This is a genomic window from Amycolatopsis sp. NBC_00345 (assembly GCF_036116635.1).
Classification (GTDB): domain Bacteria; phylum Actinomycetota; class Actinomycetes; order Mycobacteriales; family Pseudonocardiaceae; genus Amycolatopsis.
In genome coordinates, this window is sequence record NZ_CP107995.1 from 34,153 (window position 1) to 51,370 (window position 17,218).

16 protein-coding genes are annotated in these 17,218 nt (G+C 71.2%); 9 read left to right on the plus strand and 7 right to left on the minus strand.

Translation table 11 applies throughout. From position 1 onward, the window contains the following. Positions 1-24: 24 nt before the first annotated feature. Positions 25-1,014: a carbohydrate kinase family protein gene (locus OG943_RS00160; protein ID WP_328607596.1), complete on the plus strand. Its 990-nt coding sequence runs from the start codon at positions 25-27 to the stop codon at positions 1,012-1,014. Between the two features lie 534 nt (positions 1,015-1,548). Here the strand turns inward: OG943_RS00160 and asnB are convergent. After that, the gene (gene asnB / locus OG943_RS00165) at positions 1,549-3,483 is read right to left on the minus strand and encodes an asparagine synthase (glutamine-hydrolyzing) (protein WP_328607597.1); all 1,935 of its coding nucleotides are present in this window, start codon (positions 3,481-3,483) and stop codon (positions 1,549-1,551) included. Positions 3,484-3,677: 194 nt separating this feature from the next. Here asnB and ctaC point away from each other — a divergent pair, with 194 nt between their 5' ends. Next, the gene (gene ctaC, locus OG943_RS00170) at positions 3,678-4,625 is read left to right on the plus strand and encodes an aa3-type cytochrome oxidase subunit II (protein WP_328607598.1); all 948 of its coding nucleotides are present in this window, start codon (positions 3,678-3,680) and stop codon (positions 4,623-4,625) included. A gap of 39 nt (positions 4,626-4,664) precedes the next feature. Beyond that, the gene (locus tag OG943_RS00175) at positions 4,665-5,087 is read left to right on the plus strand and encodes a cytochrome c oxidase subunit 4 (protein ID WP_328607599.1); all 423 of its coding nucleotides are present in this window, start codon (positions 4,665-4,667) and stop codon (positions 5,085-5,087) included. On the opposite strand, the gene OG943_RS00180 is transcribed toward OG943_RS00175, so the two are convergent. Continuing rightward, positions 5,035-5,970 carry a DMT family transporter gene (locus OG943_RS00180; protein WP_328607600.1) on the minus strand — a complete coding sequence of 312 codons (936 nt, stop codon included), beginning with the start codon at positions 5,968-5,970 and terminating at the stop codon, positions 5,035-5,037. The two genes, OG943_RS00175 and OG943_RS00180, sit on opposite strands and share 53 nt — an antisense overlap. A gap of 83 nt (positions 5,971-6,053) precedes the next feature. On the opposite strand from OG943_RS00180, the gene OG943_RS00185 reads away from it, so the two are divergent. Beyond that, a complete protein-coding gene (locus OG943_RS00185) occupies positions 6,054-7,016 on the plus strand; it encodes a GlxA family transcriptional regulator (RefSeq protein ID WP_328607601.1) in 963 nt (320 codons plus the stop codon). 45 nt (positions 7,017-7,061) lie between these two features. Here OG943_RS00185 and trpD read toward each other — a convergent pair whose 3' ends face one another. The 3 genes from trpD to OG943_RS00200 form a co-directional block, all read right to left on the minus strand. Further along, positions 7,062-8,099 (minus strand): anthranilate phosphoribosyltransferase, encoded by a 1,038-nt coding sequence (trpD, locus tag OG943_RS00190; protein WP_328607602.1) that lies wholly within the window; start codon positions 8,097-8,099, stop codon positions 7,062-7,064. 7 nt (positions 8,100-8,106) lie between these two features. Beyond that, positions 8,107-8,517 carry a hypothetical protein gene (locus tag OG943_RS00195; RefSeq protein WP_328607603.1) on the minus strand — a complete coding sequence of 137 codons (411 nt, stop codon included), beginning with the start codon at positions 8,515-8,517 and terminating at the stop codon, positions 8,107-8,109. Between the two features lie 162 nt (positions 8,518-8,679). Beyond that, positions 8,680-9,105: a hypothetical protein gene (locus OG943_RS00200; RefSeq protein ID WP_328607604.1), complete on the minus strand. Its 426-nt coding sequence runs from the start codon at positions 9,103-9,105 to the stop codon at positions 8,680-8,682. A 95-nt stretch (positions 9,106-9,200) separates the two neighbouring features. Between OG943_RS00200 and ctaE the strand changes: the two genes are divergently transcribed. Genes ctaE through qcrB form a run of 4 tightly spaced genes read left to right on the plus strand, consistent with a single transcriptional unit; the run spans position 9,201 to position 13,548 of the window. Continuing rightward, on the plus strand, positions 9,201-9,827 hold the full coding sequence (gene ctaE / locus OG943_RS00205; protein ID WP_328607605.1) for an aa3-type cytochrome oxidase subunit III: 627 nt from the start codon (positions 9,201-9,203) through the stop codon (positions 9,825-9,827). Between the two features lie 57 nt (positions 9,828-9,884). Continuing rightward, on the plus strand, positions 9,885-10,703 hold the full coding sequence (gene qcrC / locus OG943_RS00210; RefSeq protein ID WP_328607606.1) for a cytochrome bc1 complex diheme cytochrome c subunit: 819 nt from the start codon (positions 9,885-9,887) through the stop codon (positions 10,701-10,703). After that, the gene (gene qcrA / locus OG943_RS00215) at positions 10,700-11,851 is read left to right on the plus strand and encodes a cytochrome bc1 complex Rieske iron-sulfur subunit (RefSeq protein WP_328607607.1); all 1,152 of its coding nucleotides are present in this window, start codon (positions 10,700-10,702) and stop codon (positions 11,849-11,851) included. Before qcrC ends, qcrA begins: the two co-directional genes overlap by 4 nt. Further along, complete coding sequence (gene qcrB, locus OG943_RS00220) at positions 11,848-13,548, plus strand: cytochrome bc1 complex cytochrome b subunit (RefSeq protein ID WP_328607608.1); 1,701 nt, start codon at positions 11,848-11,850, stop codon at positions 13,546-13,548. Before qcrA ends, qcrB begins: the two co-directional genes overlap by 4 nt. An 82-nt stretch (positions 13,549-13,630) precedes the next feature. On the opposite strand, the gene OG943_RS00225 is transcribed toward qcrB, so the two are convergent. Together OG943_RS00225 and OG943_RS00230 are read right to left on the minus strand one after the other, a co-directional pair. Next, positions 13,631-13,915: an Lrp/AsnC family transcriptional regulator gene (locus tag OG943_RS00225; protein WP_328607609.1), complete on the minus strand. Its 285-nt coding sequence runs from the start codon at positions 13,913-13,915 to the stop codon at positions 13,631-13,633. Positions 13,916-13,965: 50 nt separating this feature from the next. Further along, positions 13,966-15,684 (minus strand): DEDD exonuclease domain-containing protein, encoded by a 1,719-nt coding sequence (locus OG943_RS00230; protein WP_328607610.1) that lies wholly within the window; start codon positions 15,682-15,684, stop codon positions 13,966-13,968. 96 nt (positions 15,685-15,780) lie between these two features. Between OG943_RS00230 and OG943_RS00235 the strand changes: the two genes are divergently transcribed. Next, a complete protein-coding gene (locus OG943_RS00235) occupies positions 15,781-17,163 on the plus strand; it encodes an NYN domain-containing protein (RefSeq protein ID WP_328607611.1) in 1,383 nt (460 codons plus the stop codon). Positions 17,164-17,218: the final 55 nt, after the last annotated feature.

Here is a 17,218-nt window from a genome sequence, read left to right on the forward strand (position 1 = left end):
CCATGACAGCTATGAGGAGAACCGGTGGCAGACAAGGCCAGGATCGCGGTGTCCGGCAGCATCGCAACCGACCACCTGATGCACTTCCCCGGCAGGTTCGCGGAGCAGCTCGTCGCGGAACAGCTGCACCGGGTGTCCCTGAGCTTCCTGGCCGACGACCTGGTGGTCCGGCGGGGCGGGATCGGCGCGAACATCGCGTTCGGGCTGGGTGTGCTGGGCGTCAGCCCGGTGCTGGTCGGCGCCGTGGGAGCGGACTGGGCCGACTACGCGTCCTGGCTGGAGCGCCACGGCGTCGACACCTCGGGGGTGCTGGTCTCCGAGGTGGCGCACACCGCGCGGTTCGTCTGCACCACCGACACCGACCTGTGCCAGATCGCCACGTTCTACGCGGGCGCGATGGCGGAGTCGCGCAACATCGAGCTCAAGCCCATCGCCGACCGCGCCGGTGAGCTGAGCCTCGTGCTGATCAGCCCGGACGACCCGGACGGCATGGTCCGCCACGCCGAGGAGTGCCGTCAGCGCGGCTACACCTTCGCTGTCGACCCGTCGCAGCAGCTGGCCCGCATGGACGGCGCGCAGGTGCGTGCGTTCATCGAGGGCGCCAAGTACCTGTTCAGCAACGACTACGAGTGGGAGCTGCTGCTCCAGAAGTCGGGCTGGACCGAAGCCGACGTGCTCGAGCGCGTCGGCATGCGCATCACCACGCTCGGCGAGAAGGGCGTGGAGATCGTCGGCAAGGACGGCGTGAACCTGCAGATCGGCGCCGTCCCGGAGCGCGGCAAGGCCGACCCGACGGGCGTCGGCGACGGCTTCCGCGCCGGCTTCCTCGCCGCCCTCGACGGCGGCCTCGGCCTGGAGCGCGCCGCCCAGCTCGGCTCGCTGATCGCGGTGCTGGTGCTGGAGACCGTCGGCACCCAGGAGTGGACCTTCGACCGCGCCGACGCACTGGCCCGCCTCAGCGAGGCCTTCGGCCCGGCGTCGGCGGACGAGATCGCCCCGGTCCTGCCCGGCTGATCCCGGTTTTGTGGTGTGGACGGCCCTCTCGTGCTCGGCGCGAGGGGGCCGTCCTCGTCCGCCTGGTTTCCGGACAGGGCTGGAGAAGCCGGGATGTTCCGGGCTTACGCGGAGTGGTGGCGCCGGGTGGCCCAGCCAGGGGAGCGGCGGGCTCGGATGATCCAGTCACGCGGCGTTGGGCATGCTGGCGCGGTGGTGGGCATGCTGGCCCAGCCCAGCCCAGCCCAGCCCAGCCCAGCCCAGCCCAGCCCAGCCCAGCCCAGCCCAGCCCAGCCCAGCCCAGCCCAGCCCAGCCCAGCCCAGCCCAGCCCAGCCCAGCCCAGCCCAGCCCAGCCCAGCCCAGCCCAGCCCAGCCCAGCCCAGCCCAGCCCAGCCCAGCCCAGCCCAGCCCAGCCCAGCCCAGCGGTGGCTGTCCAGAGCTGTGCACCGGCATGAAGTCCCTCGAGCCCGGCCCGGAAAAAGCTTCACCCGCCGCGGGATTCGCGGCGGGTGAACGGCTTCAGACCTTGAACGGCCTTAAGAACCTGACCGGCCTCAGAGCTTGACCGGGTAGACCGGCTCCGGGATCGCCGGCTTGATCCGGTGCTCCACGAAGATCCCGTGCCACAGCATGAACACCAGCAGCGCCCAGATCTGCCGGCTGCGGTCGAGCTGGCCGGCCTTGTGCTCCTCCAGCAGCCGCAGCACGGCGGCCTTGTCGAGGAGCTCGTCGGTCTTCGAGTCGTTGATGATGCCGCGGGCCCAGTCGTACATCTCGTTGCGCAGCCACAGGCGGATCGGCACCGGGAAGCCCAGCTTGCGGCGGTTGAGCACGTGCGGCGGGATGATCTTGGCCAGTGCCTGGCGCAGCGCGTACTTCGTGGTGCCGTGGGCCAGCTTCTGGTCCAGCGGAATCGAGGCGGCGACCTTGAACACCTCGGCGTCGAGGAACGGCACGCGCAGTTCCAGCGAGTTGGCCATGGTGACCTTGTCGGCCTTCACCAGGATGTCGCCGCGCAGCCAGGTGTAGAGGTCCACGTGCTGCATCCGCGCCACCGGGTCCCAGCCGCGTGAGATGTCGTACCAGGGGGCGGTGACGTCCTTGAAGCCCACGCCCTCGGTGTAGGTCCGCAGCACCGCGCGCAGCTGGTCGTCGCGGAAGTTGCGGGCGTTGCCGTAGTAGCGGTCCTCCAGCGGCAGCGCGCCGCGGCGCAGCAGGTCCTTGCCGCGGGTGCCCTCGGGGATCTTGGTCGACACCTTGCCGATGAGCTTGCGCACACCGCCGGGCACCTTTTCGAACGGCGCCAGCGAAATCGGCTCGTTGTAGATCGTGTAGCCGCCGAACAGCTCGTCCGCGCCTTCGCCGGAGAGCACGGCCTTCACGTGCTTGCGCGCTTCGCGGGCGATGAACCACAGCGGCACCAGCGCCGGGTCGGCCACCGGGTCGTCGAGGTACCAGACGATGAGCGGCAGGGCCTCCATCATCTCGTCGGCGGAGACGGTGCGGACCACGTGCTTCACGCCGATCGCGGCGGCCGACTCCGCGGCCACGTCCACCTCGGAGTAGCCCTCGCGCTCGAACCCGGTGGTGAACGCGATCAGGTTCGGGTTGTGCTCCTTGGCCAGCGTCGCGGTGGCCGTGGAGTCGATGCCGCCGGAAAGGAAGGCGCCGACCGTCACGTCCGGGTCGGAGATCATGTGCTTGCCCACCGAGTCGCGCATCACATCGGCGATGCGCTGGTACAGCTCGTCGGCCTCGGCGGCGCCGTTGACCGGCTTCGTGGCGAACTGCGGGTGGAAGTAGCGGGTGAACTCGACCGTTCCGCCCGGGGTCACGCGGAACGACGTGCCGGACTCGACCCGGCGCACGCCGGTGTGCAGCGACTCGGGCTCCGGCACGTACTGCAGCACCAGGTAGTGCTGCAGGGCCGTGCGGTCCAGCTCCTGCGCCACGCCGAGGGTGCCGGACAGCTCCAGCAGGCTCTTCTTCTCGCTGGAGAACGCCACGCCGTTCGGGCCCGCGCTGTAGAACAGCGGCTTGATGCCGAACGGGTCGCGCGCGCCGAAGACGACCTTCTCCTGGGCGTCCCAGATCATGAAGGCGAACATCCCGCGCAGCTTCTTCACCGCGTCGGCGCCGAGGTAGTGGTACGCCGCGACGACGGCCTCGCCGTCGCCCTCGGTCTCGAACTTCGCGCCGAACTCCGCCGCGAGCTCGTCGCGCAGCTCGCGGTAGTTGTAGACCTCCCCGTTGAAGTTCAGCGTGTACCGGCCGGGCGCCTCCGGCGGGCCCCAGTGCAGCGGCTGGTGGGAGTGCTCGACGTCGATGAAGGCGAGCCGGTTGAAGCCGTAGACGACCTCGGCGTCAGCCCAGGTGTCCTGCTCGTCGGGGCCGCGGTGGCGCTGGCAGCGCATTGCCGCGCCGACGGCTTCACGCGCGTTCGCCGCGTCGGTCTCGGTCGCGCAGATCAGTCCAAGCAGGCCGCACACGTGTACTCACACACCTCTGGGTCGGGCCGGTCCGGGGAAGGGCCCAGTATGCCGCGCGCGGCGGCCGCCCGGCCCCGCCGGGTTACCCGCGTGCGTTGTGGTTACCCCTTGGTCAGCGGGAAGCGCCAACTCGGCTAGGCTCCGCCTGTCACGAAGATCGGTCGAGGAGGCTCTGGGTGAAAGGGCGAGGCGCAGTGGGAAAACCAGAGCGCACCCCGGTGGGTAAGCGGGCCGGTCGCGTCGCCGCGCTGGCCGTGCTGGTCGCGCTGACCGCGACGGGCTGCTCCGGGGACGAGATCCTCCGATTCGGCTGGCCGGTCGGGGTCACCCCGCAGGCCAACGAGATGCGGAACCTCTGGACCTGGACGGTTGTCGCCGCGCTGGTCGTCGGCGTCATCGTGTGGGCCCTGATCTTCTGGACCGCGACGTTCCACCGGAAGAAGAAGAACACCGCGGTCGAGGGTCCGGACGACCTCCCGCGGCAGTTCCAGTACAACATCCCGCTGGAGATCTTCACGGTCGTCGTGCCGACGATCATGGTCTGCGTGCTGTTCTTCTTCACCGCGACGGCCGAGAACGACGTGCTGGCCAAGAAGCCGAACCCCGACGTCGTGGTCGACGTGGTGGCCTTCCAGTGGAACTGGGAGTTCAAGTACGACGACGCGAACGCCAAGCGCGCGGACGGCAGCCAGGTGAGCACCGTCGGCTCGTCCGGCGAGATCCCGCTGCTGGTGCTCCCGACGAACAAGACGATCGAGTACCGGCTGCGGTCCACCGACGTCATCCACTCGTTCTGGGTCCCGGAGTTCCACTTCAAGCGCGACGTGATGCCGGACCCGGAGAAGAACAACCAGGACAGCTCGTTCCAGAACTCGATCGACCGCGAAGGCTCCTTCGTCGGCCGGTGCGCGGAGCTGTGCGGCACCTACCACTCGGTGATGAACTTCGAGGTCCGTGCGCTGTCCCCGGACAAGTACGACCAGTACATCAAGCTGCGCACCGAGACGAACCCGAAGACGGGCAAGCCGAACACGGCTTCCGAGGCGCTGACGGCGATGAACTGCGGCGAGCTCTGCACCCCGCACGCGGTGACCACGCAGCCGTTCAACACCGACCGCACCGCGCGCACCGCGTCCAACTGACCGGTTCCGGCGAACCAGAGGAGTAGGGGAGAAAGTCCCATGAAGGTCGAAGCCCGGATTTTCTACCTGGTGGCGGGGTTCGCGGTCGTCATGGCCGCCATCTACTGGGTGATGACCGCCCTCTACGCGACCGGCCAGAAGGCCGAGCCGGTCGGCATCGTCGCGCTCTTGCTGACCGGTGGCCTCGCGTTCCTCGCGGGCAGTTACCTGCAGTTCGTGTCCCGCCGGATCGAACCGCGCCCGGAGGACCGCGAGGACGCCGAGATCAGCGACGGCGCGGGCGAGCTGGGCTTCTTCAGCCCGGGCAGCTACTGGCCGATCGGCCTCGCCGCCTCGGCCGCGCTGTGCGGCGTGGCGCTCGCGTTCTTCCACATCTGGCTGCTCGTGCTGGCCCTGGTCGCCCTGCTCATCACCGTGGGCGGACTGGTGTTCGAGTACCACACGGGTCCGAACCACGAGTGACCTCGGGCGGCTTCCGGGCCGCCCGGCCGCCGCGCTGGGGAGCCAGCGCGGCGGCGAGCACCGCCAGCATCCCCAGGCCCTCGGGCCAGCTCAGCCGGTGGCCGAAGACCGCCATGTCGACGACCACGGCGACCACCGGGTACAGGTAGGACAGCAGCGCCACCGTCGTGGTGGGCAGCCTGCCGATGCTCGCGTACATCAGCACGTACATCACCGCCGTGTGCACGGTGCCCAGCAGCACGAGCCAGAGCAGCCCTGAAGTGCTGTGCGGCAGTGGCGTGAAGGCCAGCGCGGGCGCGAGCAGCACGGCGCCCACCGTGCACTGCACCGCCGCCAGCAGGTGCGGCCGGACGTGTTTCAGCTGCTTGGCCACGAACGACGCGCCGGCGTAGAGCACCGCCGCGCCCAGCGCGAGCGCGATCCCGGCCAGCCGCACGGGTTTGCCGTCGTCGCCGTTGGCCGACAGTGAGATCACGATCACCCCGGCGAACGCGATCCCGCCGCGCGCGAGGTGCGTCTTCGAGACTTTCTCACCCAGGAACGCCGCGGCCAGGCCGACCAGGATGAGCGGCTGCGTGTGGTAGACGACCGTGCTCACGCCGATCGACGACAGCGCGTACGAGGCGAACAGCAGCACCCAGTTGCCGACCAGCAGCACCCCGCCGAGCGCGGCGAGCAGCAGGTCGCGGCGCGTCGGCCGCCAGGTCCACAGCCAGCCGCGGGCCAGGCACCAGAGCACGAGCAGCACGCCGCCGACGACGCAGCGGGCGAAGGCGACCGCGGGGGCCGCCGCGCCGCTCTCCAGGACGACCGCGCCGATCGTGCCGGACAGCGCCATCGCGGCGGACCACTGCAGGAGCGGGCGGGATTCGGGATTCTTCATGCGCCCCAGCGTGTTCCCGGCCGCGGCCGCCGACCAGTGTCAGAGATGACAACGGCCGCAAAACTTGTGACAGCATGGCCGGCATGGACGTGCAACGGGTCGCGGTGGTGCTGGCCGACCGGGTCTCCCCCTTCGAGCTGGGGGTGGCGTGTGAGGTGTTCGGCACCGACCGCAGCGCCGACGGCATCGAGGGCTGGGAGTTCGCCGTCTGCTCACCGGGCGGTGCGGATGTGCCGAGCTGGTCCGGCTTCGGGCTCGACGGTCTGTCCGGTTTGGACTTCGCCGCGACCGCGGACCTGCTGATCGTGCCGACCTGCGAGCCACGCGCCGCCGCGCCGCCGGAGCCGGTGCTCGAGGTGCTGCGTGACGCCCGTGCGCGTGGCGCCTGGGTGGCGGGCTTCTGCGCGGGCGTGTTCTCGCTCGGTTACGCGGGCCTGCTCGACGACCGCCGCTGCACCGTGCACTGGGTGTACGAGCAGGAGTTCCGCCGCCGCTTCCCGACCGCCGTCGTCGATCCACAGGCCCTGTATGTCGACGACGGCGGGATCCTCACCAGCGCCGGCACGGTGGCCGCGGTGGACCTGTGCCTGCACCTGGTGCGCCGGCTGCGGGGCGTCGCGGCGGCCACGACACTGGCGCGGCGCATGGTCGCGGCGCCGCATCGCGCGGGCGGCCAGGCGCAGTTCGTCCAGGCGCCGGTGCCGGCCACCGCCGCCCCGGACGACGCCGTGGTCGCCGAGGCCCTGGAGTGGGTGGAGCGGCGGCTGGACCAGCCGTTCACCGTCGCCGAGCTGGCCCGCCGCAGTGGGTTGGGCGAGCGCACGTTCCTGCGCCGCTTTTCCGCCGCCACGGGCACCACTCCGCACCGCTGGCTGACCGAACGACGGCTCGACCGCGCGCAGGCACTGCTGGAACAGGGCCGGCTTTCGGTGGAGGACATCGCGACCGCCTGCGGTTACGCCTCAGCCGCCGCGCTACGGCACCAGTTCAGCCGCCTGCGGGCCACGACACCGAGCGCGTACCGCGCCGCCTTCCGGCCGTCCTGAGCACAACTCGTGAGTGGCTATGACGGTTAGAACCGTCATAGCCACTCACGAGAACTCGATCCAGCGGTCCAGCAGCGTCGCCGCGGCGCCGGAGTCGATGGCCCGGGCGGCGCGGTCCAGGCCGGTCGCCAGGTCGTCCTCGAGGGAGCCGGAAAAGCCGGTGAACGCGGCCAGCGCGGCGGCGGCGTTCAGCACCACCGCGTCGCGCACCGGCCCCGCCTTGCCGGCGACCAGCTCGCGCACGACCTCGGCGTTCGAGGCCGCGTCGCCGCCGCGCAGGTCGTCGGCCGTGGCGCGCGGGACGCCGAGCACAGCGGGGTCGAAGGTCCGCTCGGTCACCGTGCCGCCGGAGACCACCCACACCGAGGTGGTCGTGGTGGTGGTGATCTCGTCGAGGCCGTCGTCGCCGCGGACCACCAGCACCGACATCCCGCGCCGCGCGAAGACCTCGGCCAGCACCCGGGTCTTGTCCTGGTAGGCGCAGCCGATCAGCGCGCTGCGCGGCTGCGCCGGGTTGGTCAGCGGGCCGAGCAGGTTGAACGTCGTCGGCACGCCGAGCTCGCGCCGCGGCGGGCCGGTGTGCCGGAACGCCGGGTGGAACGCCGGCGCGAAGCAGAACCCGATGCCGATCTCGTCGAGCGAGCGGCGCACCGCGTCGGGCGGCAGGTCGATCTTGACGCCGAGGGCCTCCAGCACGTCGGCGGCGCCCGACTGCGACGACGCGCTCCGGTTGCCGTGCTTGGCCACCGGCGCGCCCGCGGCGGCCGTGACGATCGTGGCCATGGTGGAGATGTTGACCGAGTTCGACCGGTCGCCGCCGGTGCCGACGATGTCGACCGACGGCCGGGCCAGCTCGATCCGCCGCGCGTGCGCCAGCATCGCGTCGGCCATGCCGGAGATCTCGTCCGGCGTCTCGCCCTTGGCGCGCAACGCGACGGCGAACCCGCCGATCTGCGCCGGCGTGGCCGTCCCGGACATGATCTGGTCCATCGCCCACTCGGTGGCCTCCGCGGACAGGTCCTCGCGCCCGATGAGCCGGGTCAGCAGGGCCGGCCAGGTGCTGGGGACCGGGGCGGTGCTCATCGCGGGCTCAGCCGTTGACGACGGGCACACGCCCGGCGCGCAGGACGCCGGCGACGGTCTCCGCCGCGGTCAGCGGGTCGAGCGGGTGCTCCAGCACCGCGTCCGCCTGCGACCAGGTGGCCAGCCAGCGGTCGTCGTGGCGCCGCACGGAGACGATGATCGGCGGGCAGTCGGTGATCTCGTTCTTCAGCTGACGGGTCAGCCCGATGCCGCCGGTGGGCTGCGCCTCGCCGTCGAGGATCGCGAGGTCGACGGTGCCCGCGTCCATTTCGCTCAGCACGTCGGCGATCCCGGCCGCCTCGACGTACTCCACGCGGCCGAGGTCGGCGGCCGGCCGCCGGCCGACGGCGTTCACGATCGCGTCGCGCACCTCGGCCTTGTGGCTGAACACCAGGATCCGCTTCGCCTGCTCGCCCATCAAGCACGCCTCCGTCTCGTCGGGGGTGGAACTGCCGCGATGGTACTAATCCGACCGAAAGCAGGCGGACACGGCCTGAAGCCGATCTGCTCGAAGAAACCCTTTCCGCCGTGACTGCCGTCGGACTAGTAACTAACGGCACAGTATCTGCCGAGATGCTCGTCACGCTGGCGCGGTCGGCGACTCACCCGGTTGCCGGGCGTCCCAGCCGAGCGCGTCGCCGCCGAGGCGCTGCGCGAGCCCGGCCATCCGGGACCGCTCCTGGGCGCAGTGCAGCGCGTCGAGCACCTGTACGCGCAAGGCGTGCGCGAGGACGCGTTCGCCGTCCGGCCCCTGTTCCCGCAGCTCCCAGCCGTCCTGCGCGAGGATCTCGGCCGCTTCGGCCACGCGGTCCGGCGGAAGACTCAAGTGGTGCACCAGAACGGCGGGCGCGGCCGTGACCCAGGCGGGTGAACTCGCCAGCACCGCGGAGTCCGCGACGGCCGGGTCGAAGGCCTCCGCGACGATCTCCAAACCGGGCGTGTCGGGCGTCAGACCGGGTCTTTCCCGCTTTCCGGCCAGGTCACGAAGCCGATCCAGTAAACCCATGAGTAGCTCTCACGTCTGCCGGGTAAGGGTGTGATGCGAAGCTCCCACGACCCGCCGTGGACCCGAACGGCGGGGTGCCCGCGCGGGAGGACATAATGCGATCCGTGACAACGGCAGCTCCCACCATCAGCCAGCGGGTCCACTCGCTGAACCGGCCGAACATGGTCAGCGTCGGCACCATCGTGTGGCTGTCCAGCGAACTGATGTTCTTCGCCGGACTGTTCGCCATGTTCTTCACCGTCAAAGCGCAGAACCCGGCCGGTGCGGCCTGGCCGCCGCCGCTGCACGGCGAGGAGTTCCACCTCAACGTCGCGTACGCGATCCCGTTCACCGTGGTACTGGTGCTGTCTTCGCTGACGTGCCAGTTCGGCGTGTTCGCGGCCGAGCGCGGCGACGTCTACGGCCTCCGGCGCTGGTACATCATCACGCTGATCATGGGCGCGATCTTCGTGTTCGGTCAGGCGAACGAGTACCACAACCTGGTCGAGGAGGGCCTCACCATCCCGTCCGGCCCGTTCGGCACGGTCTTCTACCTGGCCACCGGATTCCACGGCCTGCACGTGATCGGCGGGCTGATCGCGTTCGTGTACCTGCTGATCCGCACCAAGCTCAGCAAGTTCACGCCCGCGCAGGCCACCTCGGCGATCGTGGTGTCGTACTACTGGCACTTCGTCGACATCGTGTGGGTGGGCCTCTTCGCGGTCATCTACATCCTTCCCTGATCCGCGCCCGCCACCACAGCCCCATCGGCCCGAACTGACAGCAAGGGTTGCCGAAAGATGACCACCAGCAATAAGTCCCCGGAGCGCCGGTTCCGCGCGCGCTCGAAGCTGCGCAGGCGTTTCGCCGGCCTGCTCGCACTCGGTGTCGCGTTGGTGGGAGCCGGCGCGCTGTACGCCGTGTTCGCGCCCGAGCCGCAGACCGCGCAGGCCCAGGGCGACCCGGCGCTGCTGCGCCAGGGGGAGCAGGTTTACAACAACACCTGCATCGAGTGCCACGGCGCGAACCTCGAGGGCGTCAAGGACCGCGGTCCGAGCCTGATCGGCATCGGCGACGCGGCCGTCTACTTCCAGACTTCGTCCGGCCGGATGCCGGCGGCTCGCCAGGAAGCGCAGATCGAGCGGAAGCCGCCGAAGCTGACCCCGAGCGAGATCGACGCCATCGGCGCCTACGTGCAGGCCCACGGCGGCGGCGTCCAGCGGCCGACCGAAACCGGCGAGGCGCTGCGCGGCAGCGACCCGGCCCGCGGCGGCGAGCTGTTCCGGCTCAACTGCGCGTCGTGCCACAACTTCACCGGCCGCGGCGGCGCGCTGTCCGCGGGCAAGTACGCGCCGAACCTGGACCCGGCCACCGAAGAGCAGATCTACGACGCGATGCTCACCGGGCCGCAGAACATGCCGAAGTTCTCCGACCGGCAGCTCAACCCGGACGAGAAGAAGGACATCGTCGCGTACGTGAAGTCGGTGTCCGACGGCAACAACGACCCCGGCGGTAACGGCCTCGGCGGGGTCGGCCCCGCCTCGGAGGGCCTGATCGCTTTCGTAGTCGGAATCGGCGCGCTCATCGGCGTGACACTGTGGATTGGATCGAAGGCATGAGTGCCGAAGGGCCCCAGCCGCCCTCGGAGGCGGAGCTGGCCGAGATGGACCGCGACCAGCTGGTGAAGCTGGGCGGCGCGATGGACGGCGTCGAGATCGTCGACTACCCGGAACCCTGGCCGGTCAAGAACACCCGCGCCGAACGGCGTGCGGAGCGGCTGGTCGCGTTCTGGTTCGTGCTGTCGGCGATCGCCGGGCTGGCCTTCGTGGTCGTGCTCGCCTGGCCGAAGTGGTGGGAGTACAAGGCTCCGAGTGACCCGACCGGGCACGAGACCTACAGCCTGTACACCCCGGCGCTGGGCGTCACGCTCGGCGTGGCCGTGCTGGCGCTGGGCATCGGCGTGATCCTCTACACGAAGAAGTTCGTGCCGGCCGAGACCTCCGTGCAGCAGCGCGGCGACGGTCCGTCCAAAGAGGTCGACCGCGCGACGATCCTGGCGCAGCTGGCCGACGCCGGCAGCCGCAGCACCATCGCCCGCCGCTCGCTGATCAAGCGCACCGCGATCGGCGGGGCCGGCGTGCTCGGCCTCGCGGCCGCGGCCCTGCCGGTGGCGTCCTTCATCAAGGACCCCTGGAAGGACACGAACAACGCGGACTCGCTCTGGCACACCGGCTGGCAGCCGAGGTTCGCCGGCGAGAAGGTCTACCTGCGGCGCAACACCGGCAGCCTGGACGAGGACGTCGAGAAGGGCGTCACCCGGGTGCGGGTCGAGGACCTCGACGCGGGCGGCATGGAGACGGTGTTCCCGTACCGCGACTCGGAGAAGGGCGACCGCGAGGCGCTGGCCGCCGCGCTGACCCGGGTGGACAACCCGGTCATGCTCATCCGGCTCCGCACCACCGACGCCGCGCGCGTGGTGAAGCGGAAGGGCCAAGAGGACTTCAACTTCGGCGACTACTACGCGTACACGAAGATCTGCAGCCACGTCGGCTGCCCGACCTCCCTGTACGAGCAGCGCACGAACCGCATCCTCTGCCCGTGCCACCAGTCGCAGTTCGACGCACTGCACTACGCCAAGCCCATCTTCGGCCCGGCGACCCGGCCGCTGGCCCAGCTGCCGATCACGGTTGACGAAGAGGGATACTTGGTCGCGCGGAGCGACTTCATCGAGGCCATTGGTCCGGCCTTTTGGGAGCGTAAGTCATGAGTTCACTCACCACGCCCACCAAGGGCACGAGCGCGCTCGAGAAGCAGCTGGGCATGGCCGCGGACGGCGCCGACCAGCGCTACCACATGGCGAAGGGCCTGCGGCACCAGTTCAACAAGGTCTTCCCGACGCACTGGTCGTTCCTGCTCGGCGAGATCGCGCTCTACAGCTTCATCATCCTGCTGCTCTCGGGTGTGTACCTGACGCTGTTCTTCGACCCCTCCATGGAGGAGGTCGTCTATCACGGCAGCTTCCAGAACATGCAGGGCCTGGAGATGTCGAAGGCGTTCGCGAGCACGCTGGACCTCTCGTTCGACGTGCGCGGCGGCCTGTTCGTGCGCCAGCTGCACCACTGGGCGGCGCTGATCTTCGTCGCCTCGATGATGGTCCACATGCTCCGGATCTTCTTCACCGGCGCGTTCCGTCGCCCGCGTGAGGCGAACTGGGTGATCGGCAGCCTGCTGCTGGTGCTGGGCATGTTCGAGGGCTTCTTCGGCTACTCGCTCCCGGACGACCTGCTGTCCGGTACCGGTATCCGCGCGACCCTGTCGGGCATCGTGCTGTCGGTGCCGGTGATCGGCACCTGGATCCACTGGGCGCTGTTCGGCGGCGAGTTCCCGGGCACGGAGATCATCCCGCGGCTCTACACGATCCACATCCTGCTGGTGCCGGGCATCATGCTGGCCCTGATCGGCGCGCACCTGGCGCTGGTCTGGTACCAGAAGCACACGCAGTTCCCCGGCGTGCGGCGCAAGGAGACGAACGTCGTCGGCATCCGCATCATGCCGGTGTTCGCGCTCAAGGGCGGGGCCTTCTTCACCCTGGTGATCGGCGTGCTGGCGCTGATGTCGGGCCTGTTCCAGATCAACCCGGTGTGGAACTTCGGCCCGTACAACCCGGCGCAGGTCTCGGCGGGCTCACAGCCCGACTTCTACATGGCCTGGGCCGACGGCATGCTGCGGATCTGGCCCGCGTGGGAGGTGTACCTCGGGAACTACACGATCCCGGCGGTGTTCTTCCCCGGCGCGGTGGGCATGCCGGTGCTGATCGGGTTGCTGCTGGCGTATCCGTTCCTGGAACGGAAGCTGTCGAAGGACACCGCGCACCACAACCTGCTGCAGCGGCCGCGCGACGCACCGGTCCGCACCGCGCTCGGCGCGATGGCGCTCGGGTTCTTCCTGGTCATCGAGCTGTCGGGCTTCAACGACATCATCGCCGACCAGTTCGACATCTCGCTGAACGCCACCACCTGGGCGGGACGCATCGGCGTGCTGCTCGTGCCGCCGGTCGCGTACTACCTGACCTACCGACTCTGCCTGGGCTTGCAGCGGGCGGACCGCGAGGTGCTGGAGCACGGCGTCGAGACCGGCATCATCAAGCGCCTGCCGCACGGTGAGTTCATCGAGGTCCACCAGCCGCTGGGCGGCGTGGACAGCCACGGCCACGCCGTGCCGCTGGAGTACCAGGGCGCGACCGTGCCGAAGAAGATGAACAAGCTCGGCACCGCCGGGCACGCCGTTCCGGGGTCCCTGTGGACGCCGGACCCGCCGGAGGAGTCGGCCGCGCTGGAGCGGGCGTCGCACCATGGCAATGGCAATGGCAATGGCAACGGCAACGGGCACGCCGGTCAGGACGACGTCGACGGGGCTTCGCCGGAGACCCAGCCGGAGTCGCACCAGATCGGCTCCGGGCACTAGTCCTTCAGTCACGGCGAAGGCCCCTTCACCCAAGCAGCGGGTGGAGGGGCCTTCGCCGTGACTTGCCTGGTGCGGTCCGCTTTCAGGCGCCTTCGACGCCGATCTCGAACGCCGAGTCGGTGTCCGCGCGCGAGTAGGAGCGGAACGCGATGTGCGTGACCGTGTCCAGCACCCCGTCGACCTTGCCGATGCGGCCGGGGACGAGGTCGGCCAGGTCTTCGTGCGCCCGGACCCGCACGGTGGCGATCAGGTCGACGTCGCCGGCGCAGGAGTAGACCTCCGCGACCCCGTCCAGGTCCGCGATCGCCTGCGCGGCCTCCGGGATCGCGTCGGCCTCTAGATTGATCAGCACGATCGCCGTGATCACAGCGTTCCTCCACTCCCTGGCGGTAACCGACGAGCGCGATCGTAGCCGGGTCAGCCCGCCACCCGCTCCAGCGTCCGGGCGCCCGCCGCGAGGTCGAGCCAGCCGCGCCAGCCCGCGACGGCGGTGGGCTCGGCCCAGGGCCGGGTGGTGCGCACCAGCCGGACTCCGGGCCGGGCCAGCCAGCGCAACAGGACTCCGACCTCCTCGCCGGACGCGCCGTGCAGCGGCCCCTCACCGGGCAGCACGGTCTCGGCGGCCGCGACCAGTTGCTCCACGACCGGCATCGGCGGCACGCCCCGGCGCGCGACACCGGCGGACGCGAGCTTGCCGTGACGGATCACGGACAGCTCCCAGCCGCCGTTGCTGTCCGGGGCGGCGGCGATCAGCTCGGCGATCGACGCCAGCGCGGCCTGCCGGTGCGCCCGGCCGACGGCGCGGACGAGGTCCGCCAGCTCGTCGCGGTGGCGGGCGGCCTGCTCGTAGTGCTGCCCGCCGGCGAGCCGCGCCAGCTCAGCGGCGGCGGTGTGCAGCGGGCTGCCGTCGCGGCCTTCGATCAGCTCGCGGGCGGCCGTGACGCCGGGGGAGTACTCCTCGACGGTCTGCCGGCCCGCGCACGGCGCCCCGCAGCGGCCCAGCTCGGCCAGCACACACGGGGTGCCCGAGGCCGACTTCGCCGAGATGCGCTGGGTGCACGTGCGCAGCCCCGCCGCGCCCGCGAGCGTGTCCGCCGCCGTGCGGGCGTCGGACTGGCTCCGGAACGGCCCGAGCGTGCCCGCGCGCGGCAGGCGCACCACGGACAGCCGCGGGAAGGCCTCGTCGGTCAGGCCGATCCACCAGGCGTGGTGCGGGTTCTTCGAGCGCCGGTTGTACATCGGCCGGTGCGCCGCGATCAGCCGCAGCTCGCGGATCTCGGCCTCCAGCGAGTGGGCGCACTCGATCGCCTCGACGCGCTCGGCCAGCCCCACCATCTCGCGGATCCGGCCGCGGCTCTCCGACCCGGTGAAGTACTGCCGCACGCGTCGTCGCAGGTCACGCGCGGTGCCGACGTACAGCACCTCGTCGCGCGGCCCGCGGAACAGGTAGACGCCCGGCCGCGCGGGCAGGTCGGCGGCCAGGTGCCGTTTGCGGCGCTGCGCGGCCGTGACCTCCGGCAGGTAGTCCACGAGTTCCTCGAGCGTGTGCACGCCGACGTTGCCGACGCGCTCCAGCAGCGCGTGCAGCACGTCGACGGTGGCCTTGGCGTCGTCGAGCGCGCGGTGCGTCGGCCGGGTGCGCGCGCCGAGCAGCATCGCCAGCGACGAGAGCCGGTAGCTGTGCGCCTCCTCGCGCGGGATCACGCGCCGGGCGAGCTTCACCGTGCAGACCACGGTCGCGCGCGGCCAGACGTAACCGTGGCCCTCGCAGGCGGCCCGCATGAAGCTGGTGTCGAAGCCCGAGTTGTGCGCGACCAGCACAGCGCCGGCGATGAACTCGAGGAACGCGGGCAGCACGCGCTCGATCCGCGGCGCGTCGTAGACCATCGCCTGGGTGATCCCGGTCAGCTCCACGATCTGCGGCGGGATCGGCGCGCCCGGGTTGACCAGGGTGGCGAACTCGCCCAGCACCTGGCCGGCGCGCACCTTGACCGCGCCGATCTCGGTGATCCCGTCCGGCCCCGGCTTGGTCCCCGTGGTCTCCAGGTCGAACACGACGAACGTGGTGTCCCGCAACGGGGTGCCGAGCTCGTCGAAGGCCAGCTGCGCCTGGCCGGGCCGCGGTCCGGTGTCCATGATCGCGCACCCTAGGACGGCCCACCGACAATCCCGGGACGTGAGCTGCGGGTGGCGCACGGCGCGCGATCCGGTGGCGGGGCCTACCCTGGACCAATGCAGCCACAGCCCGTGGAACCGGACGAAACCGGGGAGGCCGCCGGCCCCTCGGCCGTCCCGGCACGGGCTGGTGAGGCCGCGGCCGACGTGCCCGAGCCCGCCACCTGGTCGGCGCTGCCCGACGCGGTGCGCGAGCGGATCGCCGAGCTGGCCGCCGCCGCCGTGGCGAAGCTGCCGCTGGCGGACGTGCCGCGGCAGCTGCGGCCGGTCGCCAAGTTCGCCCCCGCCAAGCGCGCGAAGCTGGGCGGCACGGCGCTGCTGGCGGCGCTGGGCGATTCGGCGCAGTTCCGCACCGCGGTGATCGAATGGCTGCGGGAGCACCGCACCGACGTGCTCGACCCGAACGCCGCCGACTCCGTCTCCGCCGCGGCCGCCGCGGTGCTGCTCGGCGAGTCCGGCGCGGCCGGCCGGGTGCGGCTGATCGCCAAGAACGCCGAGGAAACCGCCCTGCGCGCCGAGCGTGACGCCGCGCTGGCCCGGAACCAGCGGCTGGAGGCCGAGCTCGCCGAGCTGCGGCTAGAACTCGAACAGGCGCGCGGAGCCGCGGAGAACGTCCGTGGGGAGCGCGAGGCCGAGGTCGAGAAGCTGTTGCGCCGGCTGCGTGAACAAGGGGTGCAGCTGCGCCAGGCCAGGGACGCCGCCGAGGCGGCGCGGACCGAAGCCGAACGCGGGGGAGCGGCGCAGGCCGAAGAGCTCGACGCGCTGACCGCCCAGCTGGGGCGTGAGCGGCAGCGGGTGGCCACCGAGCGGGCCAGGGCCGAACGGGCGTCCGCGGACGCTGAGATCGCCCGTCAGTCCGCGCGCGAGGCCCGTGAGGCCGACGAGGTGCGGCTGGCGCTGCTGATCGACACGATCGACGGTGCGGTCAGCGGCCTGCGCCGCGAACTCGCCCTCGGCGACCGCGGCGCGCGGCCCGCGGACATGGTGCGCGGCGCGACGTCCGGGCTCGGGCCCGGCGGCCGGATCCAGGACGTCTCGGCGCTGGACCGGCACCTGGCGCTGCCGAACGTCCACCTGATCGTGGACGGCTACAACGTCACCAAGACCGGCTATCCCGAGCTGGCCCTGGCCGACCAGCGCGACCGGCTGATCCACCAGCTCTCCGCCCTCGCCGCCCGCACCGCCGCCGAGGTCACCGTGGTCTTCGACGGCGCGGGCGTGCTGTCCGTGCCCGCCGCCGTGCCCCGTGGCGTGCGGGTGCTGTTCTCCGACCGCGGCGTGCTGGCCGACGACGTGATCCGCGCGCTCGTCGCGGCGGAGCCGAAGGGCCGCCCGATGGTGGTGGCGACGTCCGACCGGGCGGTCGCCGATTCCGTGCGCGCCGCCGGGGCGCATCCGGCGCCGTCGGCCGTGCTGGTCAGCAGGCTCGGCCGGGTCTGAGGCCGCTCTGGCCTCCCGCCGCGCCGAAACTGTCGGTGGTGGCTCCTACCGTGCG